Raw genomic sequence first — 20,354 nt, 5'->3', positions numbered from 1 at the left:
AGGTCTTTATTTTTGATTCAACCCAAGGACGGTTTTTCCATAAATAAATCAAATTAGGAATTACCAATGAAAAAATTAGCAGTAGCATCAGCAGTTCTAACAGCACTAACAGCAACAGCAGCATTCGCAGAAGTCACCGTAGACGTATACGGTGATCGTTCAACCAAATCTGAGTTCGGAAACAAAAGCACTCAAGGAGTAGAAGTTGGTTACGGTTTTGGTAACGGTCTTGCATTATCAGCAGAAGCGACCACCAACAAAGACCTAGACTTAGACGCGTCTTGGAAGTTCAACTACTCAGAGCAGTCTTACGTAAAACCATCTATCGGCTATGTATTTAAAGATTCTAAAACTACAACGATGACCAACCCAAACCTACCTAAGAACCAATACGAATTTGTTGAATTCTCAGGTGAAGATTCAAACGTAGCAAAACTTGGTTTGGAATTTGGTTCTGACTTAGGAAAGCTATTCACGTCTGCTCGCATTCGTTACGAAATGAACACAGACAAATATTCAGTTAAGCACGAAGAAGGTAACGTTGATTCAAAAGGTAAGCACACTGCCACTTTCTCTGAAACACGTGGAGCTCGTTCTGAAATCGCACGTATCGATGTAATGGCTGGTTATCGTTTTGACGGTGTCACTGTTTCCGCCAAAGGCATCACTAAGACTGAAGTCAATAAAGATCTTCGTCGCCTTCATGATCTTGCAGATATTGACCGTACAAAATCATCTTACGAATTTAAAGCGATGATGACAGCTTATGATGGCGTTACACCATACGTTCAGTACGCAATCAACACTTCAAATATCAGTGGCGTAGCAAACGACCACGTTATAAAGATTGGTACTAAATTCACATTCTAACAATTCCCCCCAACCAAGCTCGATATACGTCGTAGCTCAAGGAAGAAGATTGGCAAGGGATAGCCGTTTTTAAACAATTTAATTATTAACGGTATTAAACAAATGAAAAAGACTATTTTGGCTCTAGCTGTAACTTCAATCTTCTCTGTACAAGCTTTTGCTGCTGCTCCAACCAACGATGACGTTAACGCTTCCGACGTTTTCAAAAACTTCAAAGTAGTTACTGACGCTGACGGATTCGACACTGTTGTTACACGCGATGGTCAAACATACATCGGTGACATTGAATCAGGTGAAACAACTACTAGAATTTACGACCGCGACCTAAACATGGTTGAGATTGACAATGCAACGGGTGAATACACTACTACCAATTCTGATAACGTTATCGTTCATAACGGTAAAATCATCGACAACTCTGTTGCTCCTGATAACAGCAAAGGCCCAAGTGACCGCACTCAGACTAAAAAGCTAACTGATGCAGCTAAATACCTGGCATCTAACGGTAGCCTAAGCAAAGACGGTTCAACTATCACTCTTGATAAAGGCGACTACGCAGGTCACAAAGTTGATCTTAACACTGGCAAAGTGACTAAAGACGGCAAAGAAGTAGCGAACATTACAATTGATGGCATTGAAGAAGGCCGACACATTCGCGTTAACGAAGTAAAGACTCCTAATACTGATGGTAAGAACAACGATGCTGCTTACCGTCCAGAAGATCGCAGCAACGGCCAAGATAGCCACATAAAAGAACGTTATGTAGCTATGGCTGACGGTATGGATGAAGCTCTTGCTCACGCAGTTAACGGAAACCACGCAGTTGAAGTAGACGGTGTTAAATACACTAACGAACAAGTACGTGACGCTGCTAACTACTTCGCTGATATGTCAAAAGAAGAACGTGCCGCTGCAATGGCTATGATTGAGAATCAAGTTGAACACGGTGACATTAAAGATGTGAAGATTGTTGATGGTGCTAGTAATGATGACAGCAACAACAACGATATTATTGCGATTGATGGCGAAGTAAATGCTCGTATCGCTGAAGCAGGCAAGCAAGTTTATAAAGACGCTGACACTTACGTTACAACTACAAACACGAAGCTAGCCGACCATGAAAAACGTATCGGCACTCTTGAGCAAGATATGAAAAAAATGGGTAACAAGATGCTAGTTCTTGAAGACCGCATGGATGGTGTTGTTGCTTCTGCTCACGCAATCACAAATGCTCGTCCGGTACTTTCTCAAGCTGGTCAATTCGGCATGGGTGTAGGTGTTGGTGCTGCAGGTTCTAAACAAGCAATCGCGCTTGGTGGTGCTTACCAAATCTCTGAAAGCTGGTCGGGCACTATGAGCGTGAACTACGAAACTAAAGGTAAAGTTTCTGAGCACCAACTTTCTGCTGGTGTCGGCGCACAGTACATCTTCTAACTAAAGAGCAACTGCTAGAATTCCACGGATGGTGTTCATTGTCCTAAGCAAAGGCCGCTCTGCGGCCTTTTTTGAAAGGTTAATTCAATGACACTTAATTTAAAAAATACAAAACGATTAAAGTTTGGAAAGCAGGTCCGTGTTACTGGGATCTACTGGCTAATCTTGGTGTCTTTACTTGGCTTTATTGTTCAAAAGCACTCAAACAAAGCTCACCAGTTACAGATCGAGGTCAGTAATGTTCTCCGTTAAAAACATCCTGATCGCTACGTCGATGCTAATCCCCTTTTCACTTCACGCCTCCTCCAACACGGAAACGGCTGGCGACATTGGGCAAATTGCTATTCCAATGTTCGCCCTAGGAACATCGTTATACAAAAATGATACCGAAGGGTTTTGGGAAGCAACAAAAGTCATCGCGATTACCGCAGGTACTACCCATTTATTGAAGAATACAACCGGAGTTCTTCGTCCGAACGGTTCAAACTTTCAATCGTTTCCATCGGGGCACACCTCGGCTGCATTCAGTGGCGCTGCTTTTTTACATCACCGTTATGGCATTGAGTATGGACTCCCTGCTTATCTAGCCGCTTCGTATGTGGGTTATTCACGCTGCTATGCCAATAAACATTGGCAATCGGACGTGCTCGCAGGTGCTGTACTCGCTTATACGGTGAGTTACTTCGTCACCACAGAATACAACGATCCGAACCTAAGCATTGCCCCCGCCAGATTTGGTAATTCAGATGCGCAAGGCATCACTATTCAATACAAACTTTAAAGAGAGAAATCATGCTAGGTAATCAATTTTCTGCAATGGCCTCTGTCAATTCATTCTCTACCTTTTCCGATTGGGTAACGATTGAATCAATACGTCTTGTGGGAATCAAAAATGAACCTCAAAACCATATTGGATTCAACTCCGATACGGCCATAAGAAAAGCGGATGCAAACTATCGCGAAGGCGTGGAAATCCACATACGCAATGCCAATGGGCTTCGTTCCGTTATTGCTCAAGTGGGAATGCACTCTCAATTCAAACAAGGTTCAGCAGTACTACAAGAGGTCATCCAGAACGGCCAGAAGTTTCTTCGAGTGCTTCCAAACCGATGACGTTTGAATACCTCAACGACCTATTAATAAGAGAGCAATTATGAGCTTACCGAACTTAAATCAAATTATCCCAAAGGAACGAGCACAAGCACTAGTTTTGAGTTTCGCCTTTTGCGCACTCATTGCTGTATTAGCGATTGTCGCAACCAAACATATGCCAAAAGTAGAAGCCTCTGAATTCGTAGAGGGTGTTCACTACTCAATTTTGCCAATGGCAACCACTCAAGAACCTGAAGTTAAGATGTTTTACACCCCCTACTGTCAGCCGTGCGCCATGATTCACACACCACTTAGAAGCATGACAGAACGCACTGATGCAACTTTTAAAGAGGTTCCAATTAAGACTGGTTACTTAGGGCAAGAGTTACAAGAAGTCATCATCACAGCTGAGGCTCAAGGTGTTGGGAAAAAATATCTACAACAACTACTTAAACTCATTCACGACAAGAAAGGTGCAGGACCAACTTCTAGAGAAGACTTAGCGCAGCTGCTTGAGTCTTGCGGGGGTAATGCAGACGAATTTCGTAAAGGTTGTTCAGCCACACTTGAAAAAGTCGCAGAACTAGACCGACTTACCAAGCAGTACTACGTGAGAGCAACACCAACGATCATCGTTAACGGTAACAAACAATTACACCTACAAAGCGTGAATAGTTTTGACGAACTAGAAGAACTGCTTAACACCCTTATTGAGGCTTAACCCATGCTAGAAATGAAACTAGAACAAGCGAAGAGATTCGGTACTCAAGGTCTTACTCGTACTCTTGATTTTGACTTAGCCAAACTCGTGGAAGAAGTCGGTGAACTGGCGGTCGAAATTCAAATCAATCAAGGACGTCTTCCCGAATCAAAAGGCGGTGACGATGGTGTTCTTGGTGAAGCGGTCGATGTCGTCAATGTAGCTTTGGATATCGCTTTCATTGCAATGGCGCAAACAGGCGATCACTCCGTTGACTTAATGGCTCAAACGCTACGCGATATTTCAGAAAAGAAACTGGCTAGATGGGCTGACAAAGTCGCCATTCTAGAAGCTTCAAATTACTAATCAGATTTAGGAAAAACAATGAAACACTCTCAAGGCTTCACTCTTATTGAAATGATCGTCACCATTTTGATCGCCGCTATACTTGCAATTACTGCAACCCCATATTTTATTGATTTGGCTAAAGACGCTCGAATCTCAGCACTTAAGGGGGCACAAGCTGCAATCATTAGTTCTGATTGCCTCGTTTATGGTAAGTCAGCAATGGCTGATACTCATAAAATGCCAACAAGTGAGGTGGTGATTGAGGAAATTAACGGAGAGGTTATTGAAAGCGTAACAGCCATTTACGGACACTTTATCAACAATAAGGAGAACCTACGCAAAGTAGCAAACCTTGATGGATACTCTATACATGATATTAAAAGTGGCACTTTTGATGATGACAAAGATAGCAGCACGATCATTACTCTAACCCCAAAAGGTGAAGACGACAGTTTTGATATTGATGGCTTAAACAAGTGCTACCTAGTTGTTAAGCAAGCTAGCAAGAACGGAAGGCTTGAGTTCGATTTAATCGATACCGAGTGTTAATTCCGATTGAACTTATAATCAGCATATAACCACCCAGTAAAACTGTTAGTCGGCTTTCCCTACTTCGGATTATTATGAAATTTATACATATTGTAGCCATTGCTGCTTCCTCATTGCCTGCATACGCTTTGCAATTGGACATTCTAACTTCTATTAAGCCTATCGAAATGATCGCACACGAACTGGTTTTAGAAGAGGATACCGTTTCATCATTGTTAAACGCTGCAGCGTCACCACACGATTATGCGCTAAAACCTTCTGATGTTGTACGAATGAAAAAAAGTGATTTAGTTATCTGGTTTGGCTCTGAGCTAGAGTCATTTTTAGCAAAACCTTTAGCCAGTCAAAGCAACACATTAACACTGTCAGAGCACGAATCGCTATCGCTTCGAAACTTCGGAAAAAAGTGTGGCTGCGGTAAGAGCCACGGAAGTCATGACCCTCATATCTGGTTAGGTCCGCAGCAAGCAAGAGAAGTCGCAGAGATCATTACAGACCAACTGATTTTAATGGATGAGGAAAATACCGTTCAGTACAAATACAACCTATATCGATTCAATATGAACCTCACTAAAACAGAACTCAAAATTGGTAAGCAATTGAAGCAAATAAAGCACAAGGGCTATTTTGTTTTCCATGATGCGTACGGATACTTTGAAGAGTACTTTGGGACGAACAACCTAGGGCGCTTTACTGTTGACCCAGAACGTAAAACGGGCGCTAAAAAATTAATGGCAATTAGAACAACACTGATTGAACAAAACGTTCAATGTGTTTTCACCGAGCCTCAATTTCAGCCCGGCGTCATTGAGTCTACTGTTCGAGGCACATCGACAAAAATCGGAAATTTGGATCCACTGGGGGTTGATATTGAAGTCCATGATGGAAGCTACTTTGAGTTCTTAGAATCAATATCTATAAGCTTAACTAACTGTTTATCCAGTTAATACTGTACTTGGTAACCAAGTAATCCAATAAGGTCATTAACTTGGCCTTATATTACTCAATAATACAGCTTAAGACCTCATTCAATATGAAAACATCAATCTTTCTCGCAGCCATGCTCGGGTGTGTATCTGTGGTTCATGCCCACCCCCACTCATGGATAGAAATGGACACCTATATCCAAGGAAATGGTAATACGATTACTGGCTTTGCTATGAAGTGGGAGTTTGATGCGATGACGTCGACTTACATCCTCGATGGGGAGCCCAACACCAGTAGCCAAACGCTTCAAAACATCGCAATTGAAGTTCTTGATAACATGCTAAGTAGCCACTACTTCACCTATTTTTATCAAGCTGATAATCCCATCAAATACCGCCGGGCTATTGACCCTACGATGAACTACCATAGGGGTAAAATCACAATGACGTTTGATTTGCCTTTATCTAAACCCATTACACCAAATGATGAAGAGCTTAAATTGCTCATTTTTGACCCGTCCCACTTTGTGGATATGAGCTGGAATTCAAAAAATGCCATTCACGTAAATGAAGCGCTTAACTGTACCGTGAGATTTGAAAAACCAACGCCTACAGCTGAACAAATCGCGTACGCTTTAGCACTTCCCATTGATGCCGATCCTGACAATGAGTTAGGACAGCTATTTACTGAAACTCTATACATCAAGTGTGAAAACCATGACCAATAAACAAAAACTCATCATTATTGGGACCCTTACGTTACTTGTCATACTCATCACTCTACTTGTCTGGTGGCCAACACTGTGGCTTCAATCATTAAAGCTAGAAAGAGTATTAACCAATGAACTGGGCGAGTTGCTTTACGATATACAAGATCAAAAACCTGCGGCAATCTCGACACTTATTGTGGTTAGCTTTCTCTATGGTCTACTTCACTCACTTGGCGCAGGCCACGGCAAATTCTTGGTAACCTCTTATTTAATAACGAACAAGAGCTCAATACTGACTGCGTTGTTTATTACGATTACATCAGCATTTTTACAAGCGTTCGTCGCGATTGTAATTATCGAATTCATGATTGATGTTTACGCCTCTTCTATGGAAGAAATGTACAACCAGATAGATGTGATGATTAGATTTAGTTACGGGTGCGTCATCGCTCTTGGCTTTTACTTGATGTTTAAATCGATTCGTTCAAGTAAGGAAAATAACGCCAGTATTTATGGAATCATTCTGGCGGTCGGTCTGCGGCCCTGTACAGGCGCAGTCATGGTATTGCTATTTTCTAACATGATTAATTTAAGAGACGCAGGTGCAATAAGTGCTCTTACCATGGCATTTGGAACAGCGTTGACCACCAGCATTATTGCCTGCGTTGCTGTGGTGACTAAAAACACATTCGCCATTTGTTTAGGTGAAAAATCTCGTTTCGCTCTAATGGTTCTTAAGTTCAATGGAGGAGTGTTATTGGTTTTGTCTGGGTATTTTTTGATAACTCGAAGTAATGTTCTTGGGTTAATTCAATTTTAGTTAAAAATATATTTGCCCCCTTTGAACAAACCTATTTTAGGGTGATTAAGGTGATTCTTAACCATCAGATCTCGATTGATGTCTATAAATGATCGTTCTATATAAAACAGAATCTTCAAGCTAATGGAAAAACCAGTGTTGGACAACTCTACCTGCATAAAGATTCAACCTATTTTGACCTTTGCATCAATAAGCAACAGCTTGCACCAAAGCTGTGCTCATTGTAGGGTAATGGCAGTTGAAACGAAGGATAAGCATGCTTTTTTAATTGGCACTTTACTTGCTTTAATTCAAACAGTTAAATTCAAAGGGAATAGATATGTTTACAAAAAAATATTTTAAGACAAAAAACGAAGTAGAAATTACTTTCCAGTGGCCAAAAGAAGATGTGGAAACAAAGAGCGTCGCTGTATGTGGTGATTTCAATCAATGGCAATCCACGCCAATGAAACTCAACCGCCAAAAAGTGTTCACGACTAAAATTCGCCTTCCAAAAGAGAGCAATTTTGAATTTCGTTACCTCGTTAACGACACTCAATGGGAAAACGACCCTGCAGCTGACGGTTACGTAAGTAACTCATATGGGAGCGACAACTGCCTGCTTTCGACACACGTCTCAGCGTAACACTACCTATATACTAATTAAGCCCAAGCGCAATGTTTGGGCTTAATCGCCTCTGTAGCTTCGACAAAATCCTTAATTTATCAAATGGTTAATGCTTATTTACAAGCTCCCTATTTGTCTACCCCGTTTCACCCAACAAACATTTTAATGCTACTGACCTTTAATTAGCTCACACATAAAGAATATTGAAGTATGCTAATAATGTGGGTTGATTGCAGGTAATGGTATGAAGTTCATTGTTGGATTATTATTGTTTTCTCAATATGCATTTTCTGAAGTGTTGATTGCACACTGTCGAGACAGGCCTCCTGAGTTACAGATAACACAAGATGGCTGTGGTGGCCCCGTTGCCGAGATGATCGAATTAGCTGTCTTACGAATTGGGCATGAGGTTAAGTGGGTCAACGTGCCTTGGGCTAGGACAATTAATACCGCAAAATCAGGCATGGTTGATATTATCCCCCGCCACTCTATTTCAGCCGAACGACGAAAATTTCTCCATGCCGTTTCGTATGGTTGCCAAGTAAGACACGTTAGTTTTATCGTGAAACTTGGAAGTGATATTAAAATTGAAGATTCAAACTCTTTGTCTAGTTATAGAGTTGGGGTTATCCGAGGTAGTTTCTACTCAAACTCAATAAGTAAGAGACAGTATTCTGGTTTACACGCAGTTGACGATAATGAGCAGTTGATAAGTATGCTGTTGAATAATCGTATCGATATAGCTATAACATCCTCAGACCATGGCGTAGAGATATTTAAGGCTCAAGAAGGTCTCGCTGAGTTAGACTATAAAGAAAAATTTCACAACTCACGGTATATAAGTATGCCAAAACAATCGGATAAGAGCCGCTATTACTCAGACTTTGGTATTGAGATATTGGAGATGAGACTTTCAGGAGAGGTAGCCAAAATATTTTCCAAACATAATTTACCTCCCCCAGAACAAAACTGTCAGATTAATAAGCCATAAACAACTCATCCATAATTAATGGCCCATCAGCCGTAATTCATGGAGTATTTCGATCGGGATAATGTAAATAGAATGGGAGAGCGTTAATCATCAACCTTCGACCGCTTCTGTTCTAATAGATCGAGAGCTTCAATAATCTTCCCCTTAGATCCTTTCATCAGCCTGCCGCGATAAGTGATATACCATTCGTTATCGCCTCCATGGTCATTTTTAAGTTTGAACTCTTTATGATCAAACGTAAGCTGCTCGGAAAGTTGCTGCTGGCTTTTCTCAAAATGTTCAGGAGCAACAATGACCTTATGATCACACCATTGGTCTACTGACATCTTCAAGTATTCCAACTTACCTACCATAGAACAGTCAGTAATAGTCGCGCTCCAGTAATCTGGGTGCGCGGGGTTTCGTTTAAGCAAGTGACCTCTATAAAACTCGGTTCTCACCATGTTTTGTTTTTTAGACGAAGAATCCTTTGGTCCAAACAATGCTCGTAATGCTGTTGACATTATGCTCATGACTTCCCCTCACCACCGACATAGTGTGATATTAGTTCAATATATCAGGTTATAAATGTCACTTTTGTTTCTAACTCAATATTTGGGAATCAAAACATACTAAATATGTGAAAACATTGATGTGGGCAGAAAATTCTTCGAGGCAAATCTAGAGTTTTCGACGACTGTTAGCTTGTCAGCTATTCCTACCGCTTATAGAGATAACCAATAACGCAAGGTTAATAATGCACGCTCTGAAAAATCCATTTCATCAATGACGGATTGAGTATCTAATGCGAGTTTTGGTTCATCGGTAATAATGCCATCAACCCCAAGTAAGAAAAGCCTCTGCATAGCCGCTGAGTTGTTGATAGTCCAAACGAGAACCTCTTGTTCTCGCTGCTGTATTTCTAAGATTCGCCACGTATTGAGCCATTGATCACTCACCATCAACATATCGACCTCTCGTTCTATCTCTGCTTCACCAACACTGGCGGCATAAATGAGCGCATAACGAAGTTGTTTCGGTCTACTTTCTGTTAATTCGCTCATTGTTCGAGTTAATAACTCGACATCAAGACTCGAAACAATCATTGCTTGTTGATAATCAGGAAGTAGCTTTGCCATCGCGATAGCAAGCTTAAAGCCTTGGTTGTAGCGCTTTAACTCAATATTGAATTCAATGTCTTGAGCATAGTCGTCCAACAGCTGCGTCAGCAACGGCGGTGGAATTCGGTCTTGCTTCCGATAAGCTGCGACAATTTCCGCATAGTTAGATTCTTCAACCACTAAAGAGGAGCCAAGCAAGCGACCTAAATCTTTATCGTGATACACCACCACTTGTCCATCTTTGGTGACCTGCACATCAATTTCAGTACTCCGAATCCCCAGTGAGATAGAGTACTGTATGCCCGCTTCACTATTTTCAGGTTGGTTGAATCCCCCTCCCCTGTGTGCGGTGATATAACCCGATGTGCCCGTTTGTAAATGTTTAACGAAATTACGAACGTCTGAGTAGCCATTAAACGCTGCAAACGCAATCAGCAATAACATCACACTACTGAGTGAAGCTCTACGTTGTGTACTTTGTTTCAGCCCGACGAATCGCTCTTGATCATTAACTAGTTTCAGGCGTTTGGTTTGCAAGCGAAGCACATAGTATTGACAGCTCGCATAGATAAACCGATCGACAAAACTGAGAAGTAAAGTCAATCCAAACAGCAGTAAACTAACCAGCATGAGCCACGGGTAACGCTCTGGATCAGAGGTGGCCCACTGCAGTATGGGCCCAAGTGTAAATAAAATGCTTCCGGCAAAAATAGCGGTAATAGCGACACGAACAAATAACCACGCGACATGACCAACGAAAATATGCGGATAAATGTCTTGGCTTAAGCGTCTAGCTTGTTTGAATAACTGCCATTGTGAGCAATTTTGAAAAAGGCTGAGTGGCAATGCTAACCACCAATTCGCCCAGTAACGAAGAACCAGTAAAACACTTGGTAAAGTGATGAGTATCAGCAAGCCAACGGCCGCCCATAAGGAACTCAGTTGATTAGTAATGTAGTAGTTGATATCCCAGTCATTGAGCATCAGCCCATAAACCCAGCGTCCGCACCAAAGTAAAGTGGCAAAAAGTAAACTCACCCCTATAGATTGAGCAAGTACCACTTTAATCACGCGCCAACTGCGTTGAATAATCAGTCCAAACGTATCAAGGATCGACCGTTTCCCTAGATCGTGTTGAGCAAGCAAAATACTAATCGTTGATTGCTCGATAAAAAAAGCGAAACTCAGCTGGGTCACAAACCATAAGGTCAATAGAAAACCTACTGGTGAAAGAAGGAAAGCAAGTAGCTCCTGATTAGCAATAGCATTCACGCCATAAAAGCCCATCAACTTTGAGCTGAGCCATAAATCGAATGGGACGAATAAAGTAATAAGAGCACTTCGTACTAGAATAAAACAAGCCAGCATCTGCAAACCACTGGCTTTGAGTCGATGCAACATAAAATACAAAATATGCCGACTGCGATGAAAAAATGCACTTATCAAAAGTTTGTTTCGCCTAATTTGTCTTAATCTTTCAGACCTCAATTATAACACTGGAAGTGATGGGAAGATCAGTTTGGAGTAAAGAAGCGAAGTAACGGTTATTTAAACCCGTTACCACTGCTTACTCATCAACATTTATCTATTCACACTAAAAGCTATCAATACTTAGTTAAGCCAGATCAGGGATCCCGTATTGGCGGATCTTGTCGACATTGCGATTCATTAAGTGGCGCAGTACAAAACGGAACATAACTTTCTTGATACCAGAGAGATTACTTCCGTAGTTTTCGTAGAAGTCGTCCGGTTGGGCGTATGTCCCATAATCATCAGCAATACCTTCACTTTGAATATAGGTATCTCGCCCGTTCCAATTCACATCCGGATTAGACAAACACTTTGTAGAAATAGCGTAACCCGAGAAAGATTCATTTTGATCCGCAAAGCGCGTTTGAATCTGTTTTAGATACTCTTTATCTAAAATATAACCTTCTAGATTCACCCATTTTCCATCTTGATACACTTCAACCCAGCTGTGAATAATACGAGGAGGGGCAACAACAAATAGATAGTTCGGAATAGCCCCACGCTGTAGTTCATTATAAATCGTGAAACCGTGGAAACGCGTTGAAATACCCACAGCTCGAAGCAGTGCCATTAGTAACGTGCCCTTGGTATTGCACTGACCATAACCATCTTTTAACACTTGGCTTGCCGGTAGACGATCATCACTGTTGTAGCCAAACTGTATCTCATCACGAACAAAGTGATAGATAGCACCGATGGCATCATATTGAGACAATGCTCGCCACTGTCTTTGTTTGACTAGGTTTTCGATTTCTGGGTGATTGAAATCCAACATTGGAGTGATTTGTAGATATTCTTTCGTGAGTTCATTCATACGTAATTCGCTCATGGGGTATTCCTCTTATTGGACTTTCTTCTCATTGGTTTTCTCACAATGGGTATGACGAAAGAATAACGAGAGTGGCTTAGTAAAAATTGAATAAACTGGCTATGTATGAAAAAACTGCGCTAAAAAAACAAAAGCTCACCAACATACGCTAGTGAGCTTTATAGATTGATTCATCTTGTATAGATTAAGGTTACTTTGATTAAGTTTGGACGGTGAGTTTACTTCGTTGGGAGACAGCTTAAGAACGAGTCAAAAGGCTCAGCTCTTACACGACGTAAAATCCCTCTCATATCTAAAATTAGCGAATCATCTGACCAATCCACGCGAATATCAATGGGTGCTTGCGTCATGCTTTCAACTCTCAGTGAGGCTGAATACGTTCCTCGTTTATCACCACCAGCAAGAAGCGCACTCTCTAATGAGGTGATCAACATTTCAGGTAACGAACGTTCATACCCCTCTTTATAGATAGGGGTTTCTCCGCGGCGGACATCTTCACTGTTAACCGTAACAAGCTTAGTAAACGTCGTGATAAAGGCCGTTAGTACAGTCTCACTTTCTAGCATATTTCCTGCGACGGCAATATGAGGAAAGGCGACAGAGCCCGTATAAGCAATATTGCTCTCACCATGAATAAACGCGCTGTTTCCAAGTCTATCCATCACCATACATTGACGCTTATGGAACTCACTATCTTGCTGTTTGAGAAGTTCGATCACCTCATCGCAAGACAATTCATTCGTCAAATGTGACTTGGCGTATTCCGCATACCAAGGATTAGTATATAACCCCTGGGTCGCGCAACCACCAAGGCCGCGCCAACTGTGATTCACATACCCACCAACGGAAACACCACCAGTTGCAGATAGGGAAGCAGAAAGACCTGTTTCTGGATTAAAGTGAACTAGAGAGATCGTCATTATCTTTTTGCTTCAACCCTTAATAGCCAACAAGCTGTCCGATGAACAACGCTACAAAACACAATAAATAAACAAACAGCATGAAAGGAAGAATTGCACGAAGCCACTGCTCGTACGACACCTTACCTAGCGCTAGCATCGCTAATGTTCCGCCTGAAGTAGGAACTATCAGGTTCGTTAGGCCATCACCCACTTGGAATGCCGTGATCATCAGCTGACGGCTCATACCAACCAAGTCTGCCACTGGTATCAAAATTGGCATAGTAACCATCGCTTGACCAGAACCAGAAGGAACGAACAGGTTAATCAAACCCTGTACCAAACTAGCAACGATTGCAGAGATAGCGATCGGCATATCTTGAATCAAAGAGCTTAGCGCATAAACGATGGTATCAATGATCTGAGCTTGGTCGAGAATCACTTGAATCGACGCAGCAACACCAATCACTAGTGCACCAGCTGTTACGCCGGAAGCGCCTTCCATCATCTGCTTAACAATGCCATTCGCACTGAGTTTGTTCACCATACCAATAGCGATCGCCATCATCAGGAACAAGCCAGCAATTTCATTGATGTACCAGCCGTTAGCAAAAACGCCGTACAGCATGATGCCAAGGCCAGACAAGAATACACCTAGTGTTAACTTATCTTGCTTACCTAAATGGTAATCCGCCAAGTCTTTTGACAGACCTTCACTGCCTTCTGGCTCTTTGAAATCCATCTTAGTTACTTTAGCGCAGATGTAGTAAGCCAATAGACCTAGTGACGCTAAAACCATCACAGTACGAAGCCACGCACCAGAAAACGTTGGTAATTCAGCAATACCTTGAGCAACACCGACTGTGTATGGGTTAATTGGAGATAGCGCGAAACCAATGCCAATACCACCTACTGCCATTGCCGTTCCCACGAGGCTTGAATAACCAACCGCTGCAGAAATAAGTACAGCAACAGGCACGAGGGCAATGTTGTTTTCAAAACCTACAGCCACACCAAAGAAGCCGTAAATAAACGTACCGATAACGATAATCAGGTTACGGTTCTTCACACCTACTTTATGAACAGCAACGCCAATCGCATTCTCTAACGCACCCGTCTTTTGCAGAATATGGAATAAACCACCCGCAATAAATACGATAAATAAGTACGGCGCAGCACTAATCAACCCTTGAGGGATTGAAACAAAAATATCGAAAACATGCACTGAGGGAGCATCTTTAAGATAAGTGAATGAGTCTGCTATCACTGATGTTTGGCCATTAATGACAACACGTTCAAACTCACCTGCTGGCACGACAAACGTTAATAGAAACGTTGCCACAAGGATCATGAAAATCAGCACCATTGGATCTGGCATATTTTTATACCAAGGCGTTTTTTGCTGTGTTTCCATCTTCTCTGTTATATCCATAGAAAGTACTCTCCATATTATACAGCTTGAATGCCCACTATCGCGAACAGACAACCAGTAACAAGCGTGACCAAAGGTCATTTAAAGAACTCTGGATTGTTATTTGGTCATCCTTATGACCCAATCCAGACGATTTATAATTTATTCAGACTGCATTGATAGACAAAAATGGTTCAGGACATTAAGTGCTGAAATGAGGTCATTTTGTAAAATGGCTTCGTCAGGGTGATGGCTTACGCCCCCTTTACAGCGTAAAAACAACATCGCGATTTCAGTTAAGCTCGACACAGCAAGCCCATCATGACCCGCGCCACTAAACAGTCGTTTCTCTTCAATTTCAGAATCGACTACCGCTTGAGCTAAGCGATCCGTTAACGATTGAGAACAAATAACGGCTTGCTGCTCATACACTTGCTCATGGCGATAAGTTAGGTTGTACTGCGCCATTAAGCTCTGAATCTTCTCAAGCATCTCCGTTCTTGCAGCCAGTCTTGATGCGTCATTTGGCGAACGAAGCTCAATCGTAATATCCGTTTGTGCTGGAATGACATTTACGCCATCAGGGTAGTTTGCGATCTTGCCCACCACACCAACGAGGTCATCTTCGCGCTTACAAAGCTTATCGAACATATCAATGATTTGAGCCGCACCGACTAACGCATCTTGACGCATTCCCATTGGAACAGTTCCCGCGTGCCCGGCTTTACCAAAGATCGACAGCGTATGACGCTCGATTCCAGTAATGGCCGACACCACACCGACAGGCAAGTTTGCTTGCTCTAACTGTGGGCCTTGCTCAATGTGCAGCTCAACGAAACCCAATGTCTCTTCTTTCTTGTAAGCATCTTCTGCAATGCGGTCAGGCTGACAGCCAAACATCATCAACGCTTCTCGCAGTGACATGCCATCTCTGTCTCTCGCTTCTAGCATCTGTGGATCGAAGATTCCGGAAATCGCTTTCGAACCAAGCAGTGTTGACTGAAAACGCGTTCCCTCTTCATCGCTAAACGACACGACGTCGATATGAAACGGAAACTCTATATTGTTTGTGTGGAAATGATGAATCAAAGCAATCGGTAAAAGGACACCCAATATTCCATCGTACTTTCCACCGTTAGGAACGGTATCTTGATGCGATCCAAAGATAAGCGTTTTAGCCGAATCGGTTTTACTCGCGTAGCGACCAATCAAATTTGCAGCATTATCGAGACGCGGCGCCATGCCAGATTCTTCCATCCAGCGTCGCACTAATTCGTTCGCTTTTGCATGCTCTCTCGTTGCACATAACCTTGTGACCCCTTGTGCCTCTGGGTTGTCGGTTTCTGAACAGTTAGCGATTTCTTCTAACCATTCCCAGGCTAAGCTGGCGGTTTCTACGAATTTATTCATGATTATTTGCTTAAAACTTATTCCAATTGCAGGCAATTTATCATGATAAATTAAAAATTAAACCCATTTATCATGATAAATAGGTTTGAACTGTGAGCTTTGGTTAGATCATAACCAGACAGTTTCATAACATTGGTTGACACAAATAATGGGTGACTTTTGACAAAATCACGTCACAATCAAACTGTTAAATGACAAGCATCTAGTATTGAGGGAAACGTGGCAGGAAACGTAAAAGGTAGACGTACACAACAACTTGCTGAGTCCATTAAGACTTGGATCGTTGAACAATCTTTGCGACCAGGCGATCGTTTGCCCAATGAGTTACAGGTAATGGAGACATTCGACGCTTCTAAAAGCACGGTTCGAGAAAGTATGCGCATCCTTGAGGCTCAAGGGATCTTGAGAACGAAAACAGGGCCTAAAGGCGGGGTTTTTGTTAATGAGGTGAGTGAAAGCAAAGCGCAATCACTACTGAGTAATTACCTGTTTTTCAAAGATATTTCCATCTCTGATATCTATCAAATTCGTTTATCGTTAGAGCCAGATGTTGCCGCTTCACTTGCTGGAAATCTTAATGAAGATCAGCTTCAAGCACTTGAGCAACAAATAGATAAATACCGAACCCCTCCTGCTGATATTTATCAAGAGCGCGATCATCATATTGCTTCAATTGAATTTCATAGCATGCTTGCTCAGTACTCAAATAATGAATTACTTAAATTCATTATTCGTTTTACTTCTCAACTACTTACCAATCTAACCATCTATAATAAGCTTTATGAGCCAGGTAACCATAAGCTTTGGCAAACGGGTATTCAAAGCCAAAGCACGTTGGTTGAAGCACTAAGACAAGGTGATGCGGTAAAAGCGAAGCAAGTTATGCAGCAACATATGCTTTCTGCACATCAGCTCATGAAGCAGCAAGAAGTCACCGTCGCTAACCGATTTTTATAGATGCTTAATGGCAGCTTGAGGCACTTATCCTAATATTCTTAACTTAAGACGCTTAAATAAGCCTACGTCTGATTACGCTGTTTCAACTGAAATATGCCATTTGCCTGCCGGATGGTAATGCCAAATGTGCTCTTGAAGGTACGGCTTAAATGAGCGCTATCAGAAAAACCCGCTTGATAAGCAGCATGAGTGGCAGATTCACCATTTAAAATCGATTTCACTGCGCAAATCATTCGACACCACAACAGGTAAGGCCGCCAAGGGATCCCTAACTCTTCACTAAAAAGGTGGAGAAAGCGGCTTTCAGATAACGCCATAGACTCGGCCACTTCTGATGCTCGCCAATTGGTTGGTTTGATACAGTCGCCACCTAAGCATTCATGCAGCTCTATTATGAGTTTTCTGATTCGTTCATCTACAACTTGGCTTTCATTAAAGCTGAGTGATTGAACTGGCAACGCTAGCGTTTCAAATAGAGAAGAGAGCAGCACCACGATATCGTCAACCTGATCATCTCCCTGATACGCACTGATTGTTTCTAATACGTAAAATGGCTTGTCGTTTAATCGGGCTGATAATGCGACGCCAAGTTCACTGGTCGGTTCAACCAATAGAATCCAACCCTCCTCCATCTGTAATTGATGTTCGACATTAGAGTCGATAATTAAAGGAGTCGTTACTTGCTTATCACCAAACCGACACGTACGTTCTTTTCTCGGCCACGCAAGCTGAATAGCATGGTGTTTATGGGAAACCGCATCAATCGACTCCCCGTAAATGATGACTAACCCTGCTTTGATCCAAACATTTGGCTTCATTCCTTTGCGCCTCTTTTCAATCGCACAACCTTATTAAAAAGGAATACCAACCAATTTGACTTCACTTTCAGGCCAAGACTGATTCAGGGCATACGCCATGACCTTACCAACCGCCACCCACTCTTTCTCAGGGCTAAGCACCGTTATATTGCTTTTGCATTCATAACCGCTTGAGCCATAGACTTCGACATCGCCAAACAGTACAGAGAAGGCATCACCGCGTTCTGCTCTGTCTTGGTGAATGTTATCTAGCAGCTTTTTCACCAAGCCCTGCTTTCGATAATCAGAGTGAACACAAACCTCTGCAATACCACAGATCAAATATGTCTCGTCATTAATTAACACCTGCTTATCATGGACGGCAACGTGAGCAACAAGCTCGTCTTCATTCCACATCATATAACGATGCTGTGGCGGTTCATTATAAAAACGTTGACGACTGAAAGTTTCTGAATCTTGCCCGTTTACAAACGATGCACTCAATAGTGCTCGTAACTTTTGATCCAACTCTTCGGTTACTTGATGGTCTTCGATGTACTGGTAAATCATCTCATATCACCTAACTATCTGTTTATATTTCACATTAATAACGTTCTCTCTCTATGAATATATCACTGACTAGAGGTTCACGGAAACTTAGCGAAAGTCCCTCTACTTTCCGAAGAAAAGTTCTTTTCATATAAAGAGAATTTCGTTTCAAATCGATCGTTTAACCACGCTTTCGTTCCAAATAATGCTGCGCCCACATATGTAGTTACTCACCAAGAGTAGAGGCTACTTCCAAATATTATTATTAAAAAGAATTGCTCCGGAGCTTGGCTATATTTAGCTTGTTTACGCCTCACTATTAATAATTCAAGGAAGAGTAATATGTTTATAACTAAACTGATTCCAACTCGATTGATGGTTTTGCTGTCCATATTTTTTAGTATCAACGGTTTTTCAACCGACTTAACAAATGGAAATGCCGCAGCCGAAGTTGTTATCCCCAGCGCTATAGGCGCAATATTCGAAGCATCACCAAGTGGCGGGGATGCAACTCTAGTACTACGAGCCACCACACTGCTTACCAATGCATGGTTTGACGCATCCGCCCCCTACCACCCTACGGCTATTGGAGTTTACTCTGTTATTGAACGACGCCCAGAAAGCGAAAGTAACGACAATCGCAACATTAATATTGCCCTGCTTTATGCTTCACAACATATATTGAAAAGTCTTTATCCGCATCGCTCATCTGAGTGGGAAGCTATGCTAACCAACCTTGGTTTAGATCCAACCAACACGTCTACGGATATTACTAGTCCGATTGGTATCGGAAATGTCGCAGGGCAAGCGATTGTCGAAATACGAGAGCACGATGGTATGAACCAGCTCGGTGATGAGGGCGGTAAAGTCTATAACCAAGTCGCTTACCAAGACTATCTAGGGTACAAACCCCAAAATACCGCCTATCGACTGATCAACCCTTCTGCTTGGCAACCGGCTATCCTCAGCACTGGTCATGGTTTGTACCGTGTTCAGCAATTTGTTACCCCCCAGCATCGTAAAACTCTTCCCTACACCTATGACAATGTTCATGCCTTCCGCTCACCACGCCCTAAGGCGAGTAAGGTTTACAATTGGGCTGACTATGTAGAGCAAGCAGACCAAGTACTCGCAGAGTCCGCTAACTTAGATGATCACAAGAAAATGTATGCTGAGCTATTCGATAATAAAATTTTTAGTCTAGGATTCTCAGCTCTGTACGCTTCACAGGTCAATAACCTCAGTTTACTTGAGTTTATCCACTACGATTTTCTCACCAATGTCGCGGCGTTCGATACCTCAATCGCGATTTGGAAGGAGAAGTACAAGCACGATGCGGTGAGACCGTTTTCCGCTATTGGATTTATCTATCGTGATAACCCAGTAACCGCTTGGGGTGGCGTAGGGGCCGGCACTGTTAGTGACTTACCCGCATCACAGTGGACAAGCTATCTTAATGTGGCCGATCACCCAGAATATCCCTCCGCCTCTGCCAGCTTTTGTTCTGCCCATGCTCAAACCAGTCGATTATATTTAGGCTCCGATGATCTTGGTTATGTTGTTCCTGTCGAACAAGGTTCTTCTATGGTAGAGCCCGGTATCACACCTTCTCAACCCATTGAGCTAGTATTTGAAACTTGGACAGACTTAGAGGATAAATGTGGACAAAGTAGAGTCTGGGCGGGGGTTCATTTTCCAGCATCCGTTCCTGCCGGTCAGGATATCGGTCGAGAGATCGGTCAAATCGCTTACGAGTTTGTAATGAACAAGATTAACCCAGCCGCAGAATAAAGTTCGACTGCGTTTTTTAGCACTAGACGTATTA

General features: G+C 42.3%; 23 protein-coding genes. 15 read left to right on the top strand and 8 right to left on the bottom strand.

All coding sequences use genetic code 11. The annotated features are described in order from the left end of the window. Positions 1-66 precede the first annotated feature (66 nt). From L4D20_RS11830 to L4D20_RS11770, 13 genes are all read left to right on the top strand, one after another. On the top strand, positions 67-870 hold the full coding sequence (locus tag L4D20_RS11830; RefSeq protein ID WP_428801794.1) for a hypothetical protein: 804 nt from the start codon (positions 67-69) through the stop codon (positions 868-870). Between the two features lie 102 nt (positions 871-972). Then, positions 973-2,304, top strand: a complete 1,332-nt coding sequence (locus L4D20_RS11825) for a YadA-like family protein (protein WP_428801793.1) — start codon at positions 973-975, stop codon at positions 2,302-2,304. Between the two features lie 87 nt (positions 2,305-2,391). Beyond that, entirely contained in the window at positions 2,392-2,556 is a 165-nt protein-coding gene (locus L4D20_RS11820) for a hypothetical protein (RefSeq protein WP_428801792.1), read from the top strand. Further along, entirely contained in the window at positions 2,543-3,085 is a 543-nt protein-coding gene (locus tag L4D20_RS11815) for a phosphatase PAP2 family protein (RefSeq protein ID WP_428801791.1), read from the top strand. The genes L4D20_RS11820 and L4D20_RS11815 overlap by 14 nt, the downstream gene beginning before the upstream one ends. 11 nt (positions 3,086-3,096) lie before the next feature. Further along, the gene (locus L4D20_RS11810) at positions 3,097-3,417 is read left to right on the top strand and encodes a hypothetical protein (protein ID WP_428801790.1); all 321 of its coding nucleotides are present in this window, start codon (positions 3,097-3,099) and stop codon (positions 3,415-3,417) included. A 40-nt stretch (positions 3,418-3,457) separates the two neighbouring features. Next, entirely contained in the window at positions 3,458-4,117 is a 660-nt protein-coding gene (locus tag L4D20_RS11805) for a DsbA family protein (protein WP_428801789.1), read from the top strand. 3 nt (positions 4,118-4,120) lie between these two features. Continuing rightward, on the top strand, positions 4,121-4,462 hold the full coding sequence (locus tag L4D20_RS11800) for a nucleoside triphosphate pyrophosphohydrolase family protein (protein WP_428801788.1): 342 nt from the start codon (positions 4,121-4,123) through the stop codon (positions 4,460-4,462). A gap of 18 nt (positions 4,463-4,480) precedes the next feature. Further along, the gene (locus L4D20_RS11795) at positions 4,481-4,993 is read left to right on the top strand and encodes a type II secretion system protein (protein ID WP_428801787.1); all 513 of its coding nucleotides are present in this window, start codon (positions 4,481-4,483) and stop codon (positions 4,991-4,993) included. A gap of 74 nt (positions 4,994-5,067) precedes the next feature. Beyond that, the gene (locus L4D20_RS11790) at positions 5,068-5,940 is read left to right on the top strand and encodes a zinc ABC transporter substrate-binding protein (protein WP_428801786.1); all 873 of its coding nucleotides are present in this window, start codon (positions 5,068-5,070) and stop codon (positions 5,938-5,940) included. 86 nt (positions 5,941-6,026) lie between these two features. Further along, positions 6,027-6,647, top strand: a complete 621-nt coding sequence (locus L4D20_RS11785) for a DUF1007 family protein (protein WP_428801785.1) — start codon at positions 6,027-6,029, stop codon at positions 6,645-6,647. Further along, a complete protein-coding gene (locus L4D20_RS11780) occupies positions 6,637-7,449 on the top strand; it encodes a nickel/cobalt transporter (RefSeq protein ID WP_428801784.1) in 813 nt (270 codons plus the stop codon). Before L4D20_RS11785 ends, L4D20_RS11780 begins: the two co-directional genes overlap by 11 nt. Before the next feature lie 319 nt (positions 7,450-7,768). After that, positions 7,769-8,074 carry an isoamylase early set domain-containing protein gene (locus tag L4D20_RS11775; protein WP_428801783.1) on the top strand — a complete coding sequence of 102 codons (306 nt, stop codon included), beginning with the start codon at positions 7,769-7,771 and terminating at the stop codon, positions 8,072-8,074. Between the two features lie 226 nt (positions 8,075-8,300). After that, positions 8,301-9,047 carry a substrate-binding periplasmic protein gene (locus L4D20_RS11770; protein ID WP_428801782.1) on the top strand — a complete coding sequence of 249 codons (747 nt, stop codon included), beginning with the start codon at positions 8,301-8,303 and terminating at the stop codon, positions 9,045-9,047. A gap of 83 nt (positions 9,048-9,130) precedes the next feature. Here the strand turns inward: L4D20_RS11770 and L4D20_RS11765 are convergent, their stop codons facing one another. The 6 genes from L4D20_RS11765 to L4D20_RS11740 form a co-directional block, all read right to left on the bottom strand. Then, positions 9,131-9,559 carry a DUF3319 domain-containing protein gene (locus L4D20_RS11765; protein WP_428801781.1) on the bottom strand — a complete coding sequence of 143 codons (429 nt, stop codon included), beginning with the start codon at positions 9,557-9,559 and terminating at the stop codon, positions 9,131-9,133. A gap of 192 nt (positions 9,560-9,751) precedes the next feature. Then, entirely contained in the window at positions 9,752-11,515 is a 1,764-nt protein-coding gene (locus L4D20_RS11760; RefSeq protein ID WP_428801780.1) for a glycerophosphodiester phosphodiesterase, read from the bottom strand. A 247-nt stretch (positions 11,516-11,762) separates the two neighbouring features. Further along, positions 11,763-12,506 (bottom strand): transglutaminase-like domain-containing protein, encoded by a 744-nt coding sequence (locus L4D20_RS11755; RefSeq protein WP_428801779.1) that lies wholly within the window; start codon positions 12,504-12,506, stop codon positions 11,763-11,765. Between the two features lie 218 nt (positions 12,507-12,724). After that, positions 12,725-13,426 carry a DUF1028 domain-containing protein gene (locus tag L4D20_RS11750; protein WP_428801778.1) on the bottom strand — a complete coding sequence of 234 codons (702 nt, stop codon included), beginning with the start codon at positions 13,424-13,426 and terminating at the stop codon, positions 12,725-12,727. Between the two features lie 19 nt (positions 13,427-13,445). Further along, positions 13,446-14,837 (bottom strand): YfcC family protein, encoded by a 1,392-nt coding sequence (locus tag L4D20_RS11745; protein ID WP_428801777.1) that lies wholly within the window; start codon positions 14,835-14,837, stop codon positions 13,446-13,448. Between the two features lie 141 nt (positions 14,838-14,978). Further along, positions 14,979-16,226 (bottom strand): M20 family metallo-hydrolase, encoded by a 1,248-nt coding sequence (locus L4D20_RS11740; protein WP_428801776.1) that lies wholly within the window; start codon positions 16,224-16,226, stop codon positions 14,979-14,981. 219 nt (positions 16,227-16,445) lie between these two features. Here L4D20_RS11740 and L4D20_RS11735 point away from each other — a divergent pair, with 219 nt between their 5' ends. After that, on the top strand, positions 16,446-17,183 hold the full coding sequence (locus L4D20_RS11735; RefSeq protein WP_428801775.1) for a FadR/GntR family transcriptional regulator: 738 nt from the start codon (positions 16,446-16,448) through the stop codon (positions 17,181-17,183). Positions 17,184-17,245: 62 nt separating this feature from the next. On the opposite strand, the gene L4D20_RS11730 is transcribed toward L4D20_RS11735, so the two are convergent. Continuing rightward, positions 17,246-18,001 carry a helix-turn-helix transcriptional regulator gene (locus tag L4D20_RS11730; RefSeq protein ID WP_428801774.1) on the bottom strand — a complete coding sequence of 252 codons (756 nt, stop codon included), beginning with the start codon at positions 17,999-18,001 and terminating at the stop codon, positions 17,246-17,248. A gap of 33 nt (positions 18,002-18,034) precedes the next feature. Then, complete coding sequence (locus L4D20_RS11725) at positions 18,035-18,550, bottom strand: GNAT family N-acetyltransferase (RefSeq protein WP_428801773.1); 516 nt, start codon at positions 18,548-18,550, stop codon at positions 18,035-18,037. Between the two features lie 321 nt (positions 18,551-18,871). On the opposite strand from L4D20_RS11725, the gene L4D20_RS11720 reads away from it, so the two are divergent. Then, positions 18,872-20,320 carry a vanadium-dependent haloperoxidase gene (locus L4D20_RS11720; RefSeq protein ID WP_428801772.1) on the top strand — a complete coding sequence of 483 codons (1,449 nt, stop codon included), beginning with the start codon at positions 18,872-18,874 and terminating at the stop codon, positions 20,318-20,320. Positions 20,321-20,354: the final 34 nt, after the last annotated feature.

It is taken from the genome of Vibrio kyushuensis, from assembly GCF_050337325.1.
GTDB classification, from domain to species: Bacteria; Pseudomonadota; Gammaproteobacteria; order Enterobacterales; family Vibrionaceae; genus Vibrio; species Vibrio kyushuensis.
Note: the sequence above shows the minus strand (reverse complement) of the source record. Positions and strands in the feature narration are given on the sequence as shown.

What these genes read in the sequence shown, in the direction of transcription:
- L4D20_RS11825 (WP_428801793.1), top strand. Translation starts at nt 973, where the DNA reads ATGAAAAAGACTATTTTGGCTCTAGCTGTAACTTCAATCTTCTCTGTA.
- L4D20_RS11725 (WP_428801773.1), bottom strand. Translation starts at nt 18,550, where the DNA reads ATGATTTACCAGTACATCGAAGACCATCAAGTAACCGAAGAGTTGGAT.
- L4D20_RS11750 (WP_428801778.1), bottom strand. Translation starts at nt 13,426, where the DNA reads ATGACGATCTCTCTAGTTCACTTTAATCCAGAAACAGGTCTTTCTGCT.
- L4D20_RS11790 (WP_428801786.1), top strand. Translation starts at nt 5,068, where the DNA reads ATGAAATTTATACATATTGTAGCCATTGCTGCTTCCTCATTGCCTGCA.
- L4D20_RS11755 (WP_428801779.1), bottom strand. Translation starts at nt 12,506, where the DNA reads ATGAGCGAATTACGTATGAATGAACTCACGAAAGAATATCTACAAATC.
- L4D20_RS11780 (WP_428801784.1), top strand. Translation starts at nt 6,637, where the DNA reads ATGACCAATAAACAAAAACTCATCATTATTGGGACCCTTACGTTACTT.
- L4D20_RS11730 (WP_428801774.1), bottom strand. Translation starts at nt 18,001, where the DNA reads ATGAAGCCAAATGTTTGGATCAAAGCAGGGTTAGTCATCATTTACGGG.
- L4D20_RS11800 (WP_428801788.1), top strand. Translation starts at nt 4,121, where the DNA reads ATGCTAGAAATGAAACTAGAACAAGCGAAGAGATTCGGTACTCAAGGT.
- L4D20_RS11810 (WP_428801790.1), top strand. Translation starts at nt 3,097, where the DNA reads ATGCTAGGTAATCAATTTTCTGCAATGGCCTCTGTCAATTCATTCTCT.
- L4D20_RS11805 (WP_428801789.1), top strand. Translation starts at nt 3,458, where the DNA reads ATGAGCTTACCGAACTTAAATCAAATTATCCCAAAGGAACGAGCACAA.
- L4D20_RS11795 (WP_428801787.1), top strand. Translation starts at nt 4,481, where the DNA reads ATGAAACACTCTCAAGGCTTCACTCTTATTGAAATGATCGTCACCATT.
- L4D20_RS11765 (WP_428801781.1), bottom strand. Translation starts at nt 9,559, where the DNA reads ATGAGCATAATGTCAACAGCATTACGAGCATTGTTTGGACCAAAGGAT.
- L4D20_RS11775 (WP_428801783.1), top strand. Translation starts at nt 7,769, where the DNA reads ATGTTTACAAAAAAATATTTTAAGACAAAAAACGAAGTAGAAATTACT.
- L4D20_RS11820 (WP_428801792.1), top strand. Translation starts at nt 2,392, where the DNA reads ATGACACTTAATTTAAAAAATACAAAACGATTAAAGTTTGGAAAGCAG.
- L4D20_RS11770 (WP_428801782.1), top strand. Translation starts at nt 8,301, where the DNA reads ATGAAGTTCATTGTTGGATTATTATTGTTTTCTCAATATGCATTTTCT.
- L4D20_RS11720 (WP_428801772.1), top strand. Translation starts at nt 18,872, where the DNA reads ATGTTTATAACTAAACTGATTCCAACTCGATTGATGGTTTTGCTGTCC.
- L4D20_RS11830 (WP_428801794.1), top strand. Translation starts at nt 67, where the DNA reads ATGAAAAAATTAGCAGTAGCATCAGCAGTTCTAACAGCACTAACAGCA.
- L4D20_RS11740 (WP_428801776.1), bottom strand. Translation starts at nt 16,226, where the DNA reads ATGAATAAATTCGTAGAAACCGCCAGCTTAGCCTGGGAATGGTTAGAA.
- L4D20_RS11785 (WP_428801785.1), top strand. Translation starts at nt 6,027, where the DNA reads ATGAAAACATCAATCTTTCTCGCAGCCATGCTCGGGTGTGTATCTGTG.
- L4D20_RS11745 (WP_428801777.1), bottom strand. Translation starts at nt 14,837, where the DNA reads ATGGATATAACAGAGAAGATGGAAACACAGCAAAAAACGCCTTGGTAT.
- L4D20_RS11760 (WP_428801780.1), bottom strand. Translation starts at nt 11,515, where the DNA reads ATGCTGGCTTGTTTTATTCTAGTACGAAGTGCTCTTATTACTTTATTC.
- L4D20_RS11815 (WP_428801791.1), top strand. Translation starts at nt 2,543, where the DNA reads ATGTTCTCCGTTAAAAACATCCTGATCGCTACGTCGATGCTAATCCCC.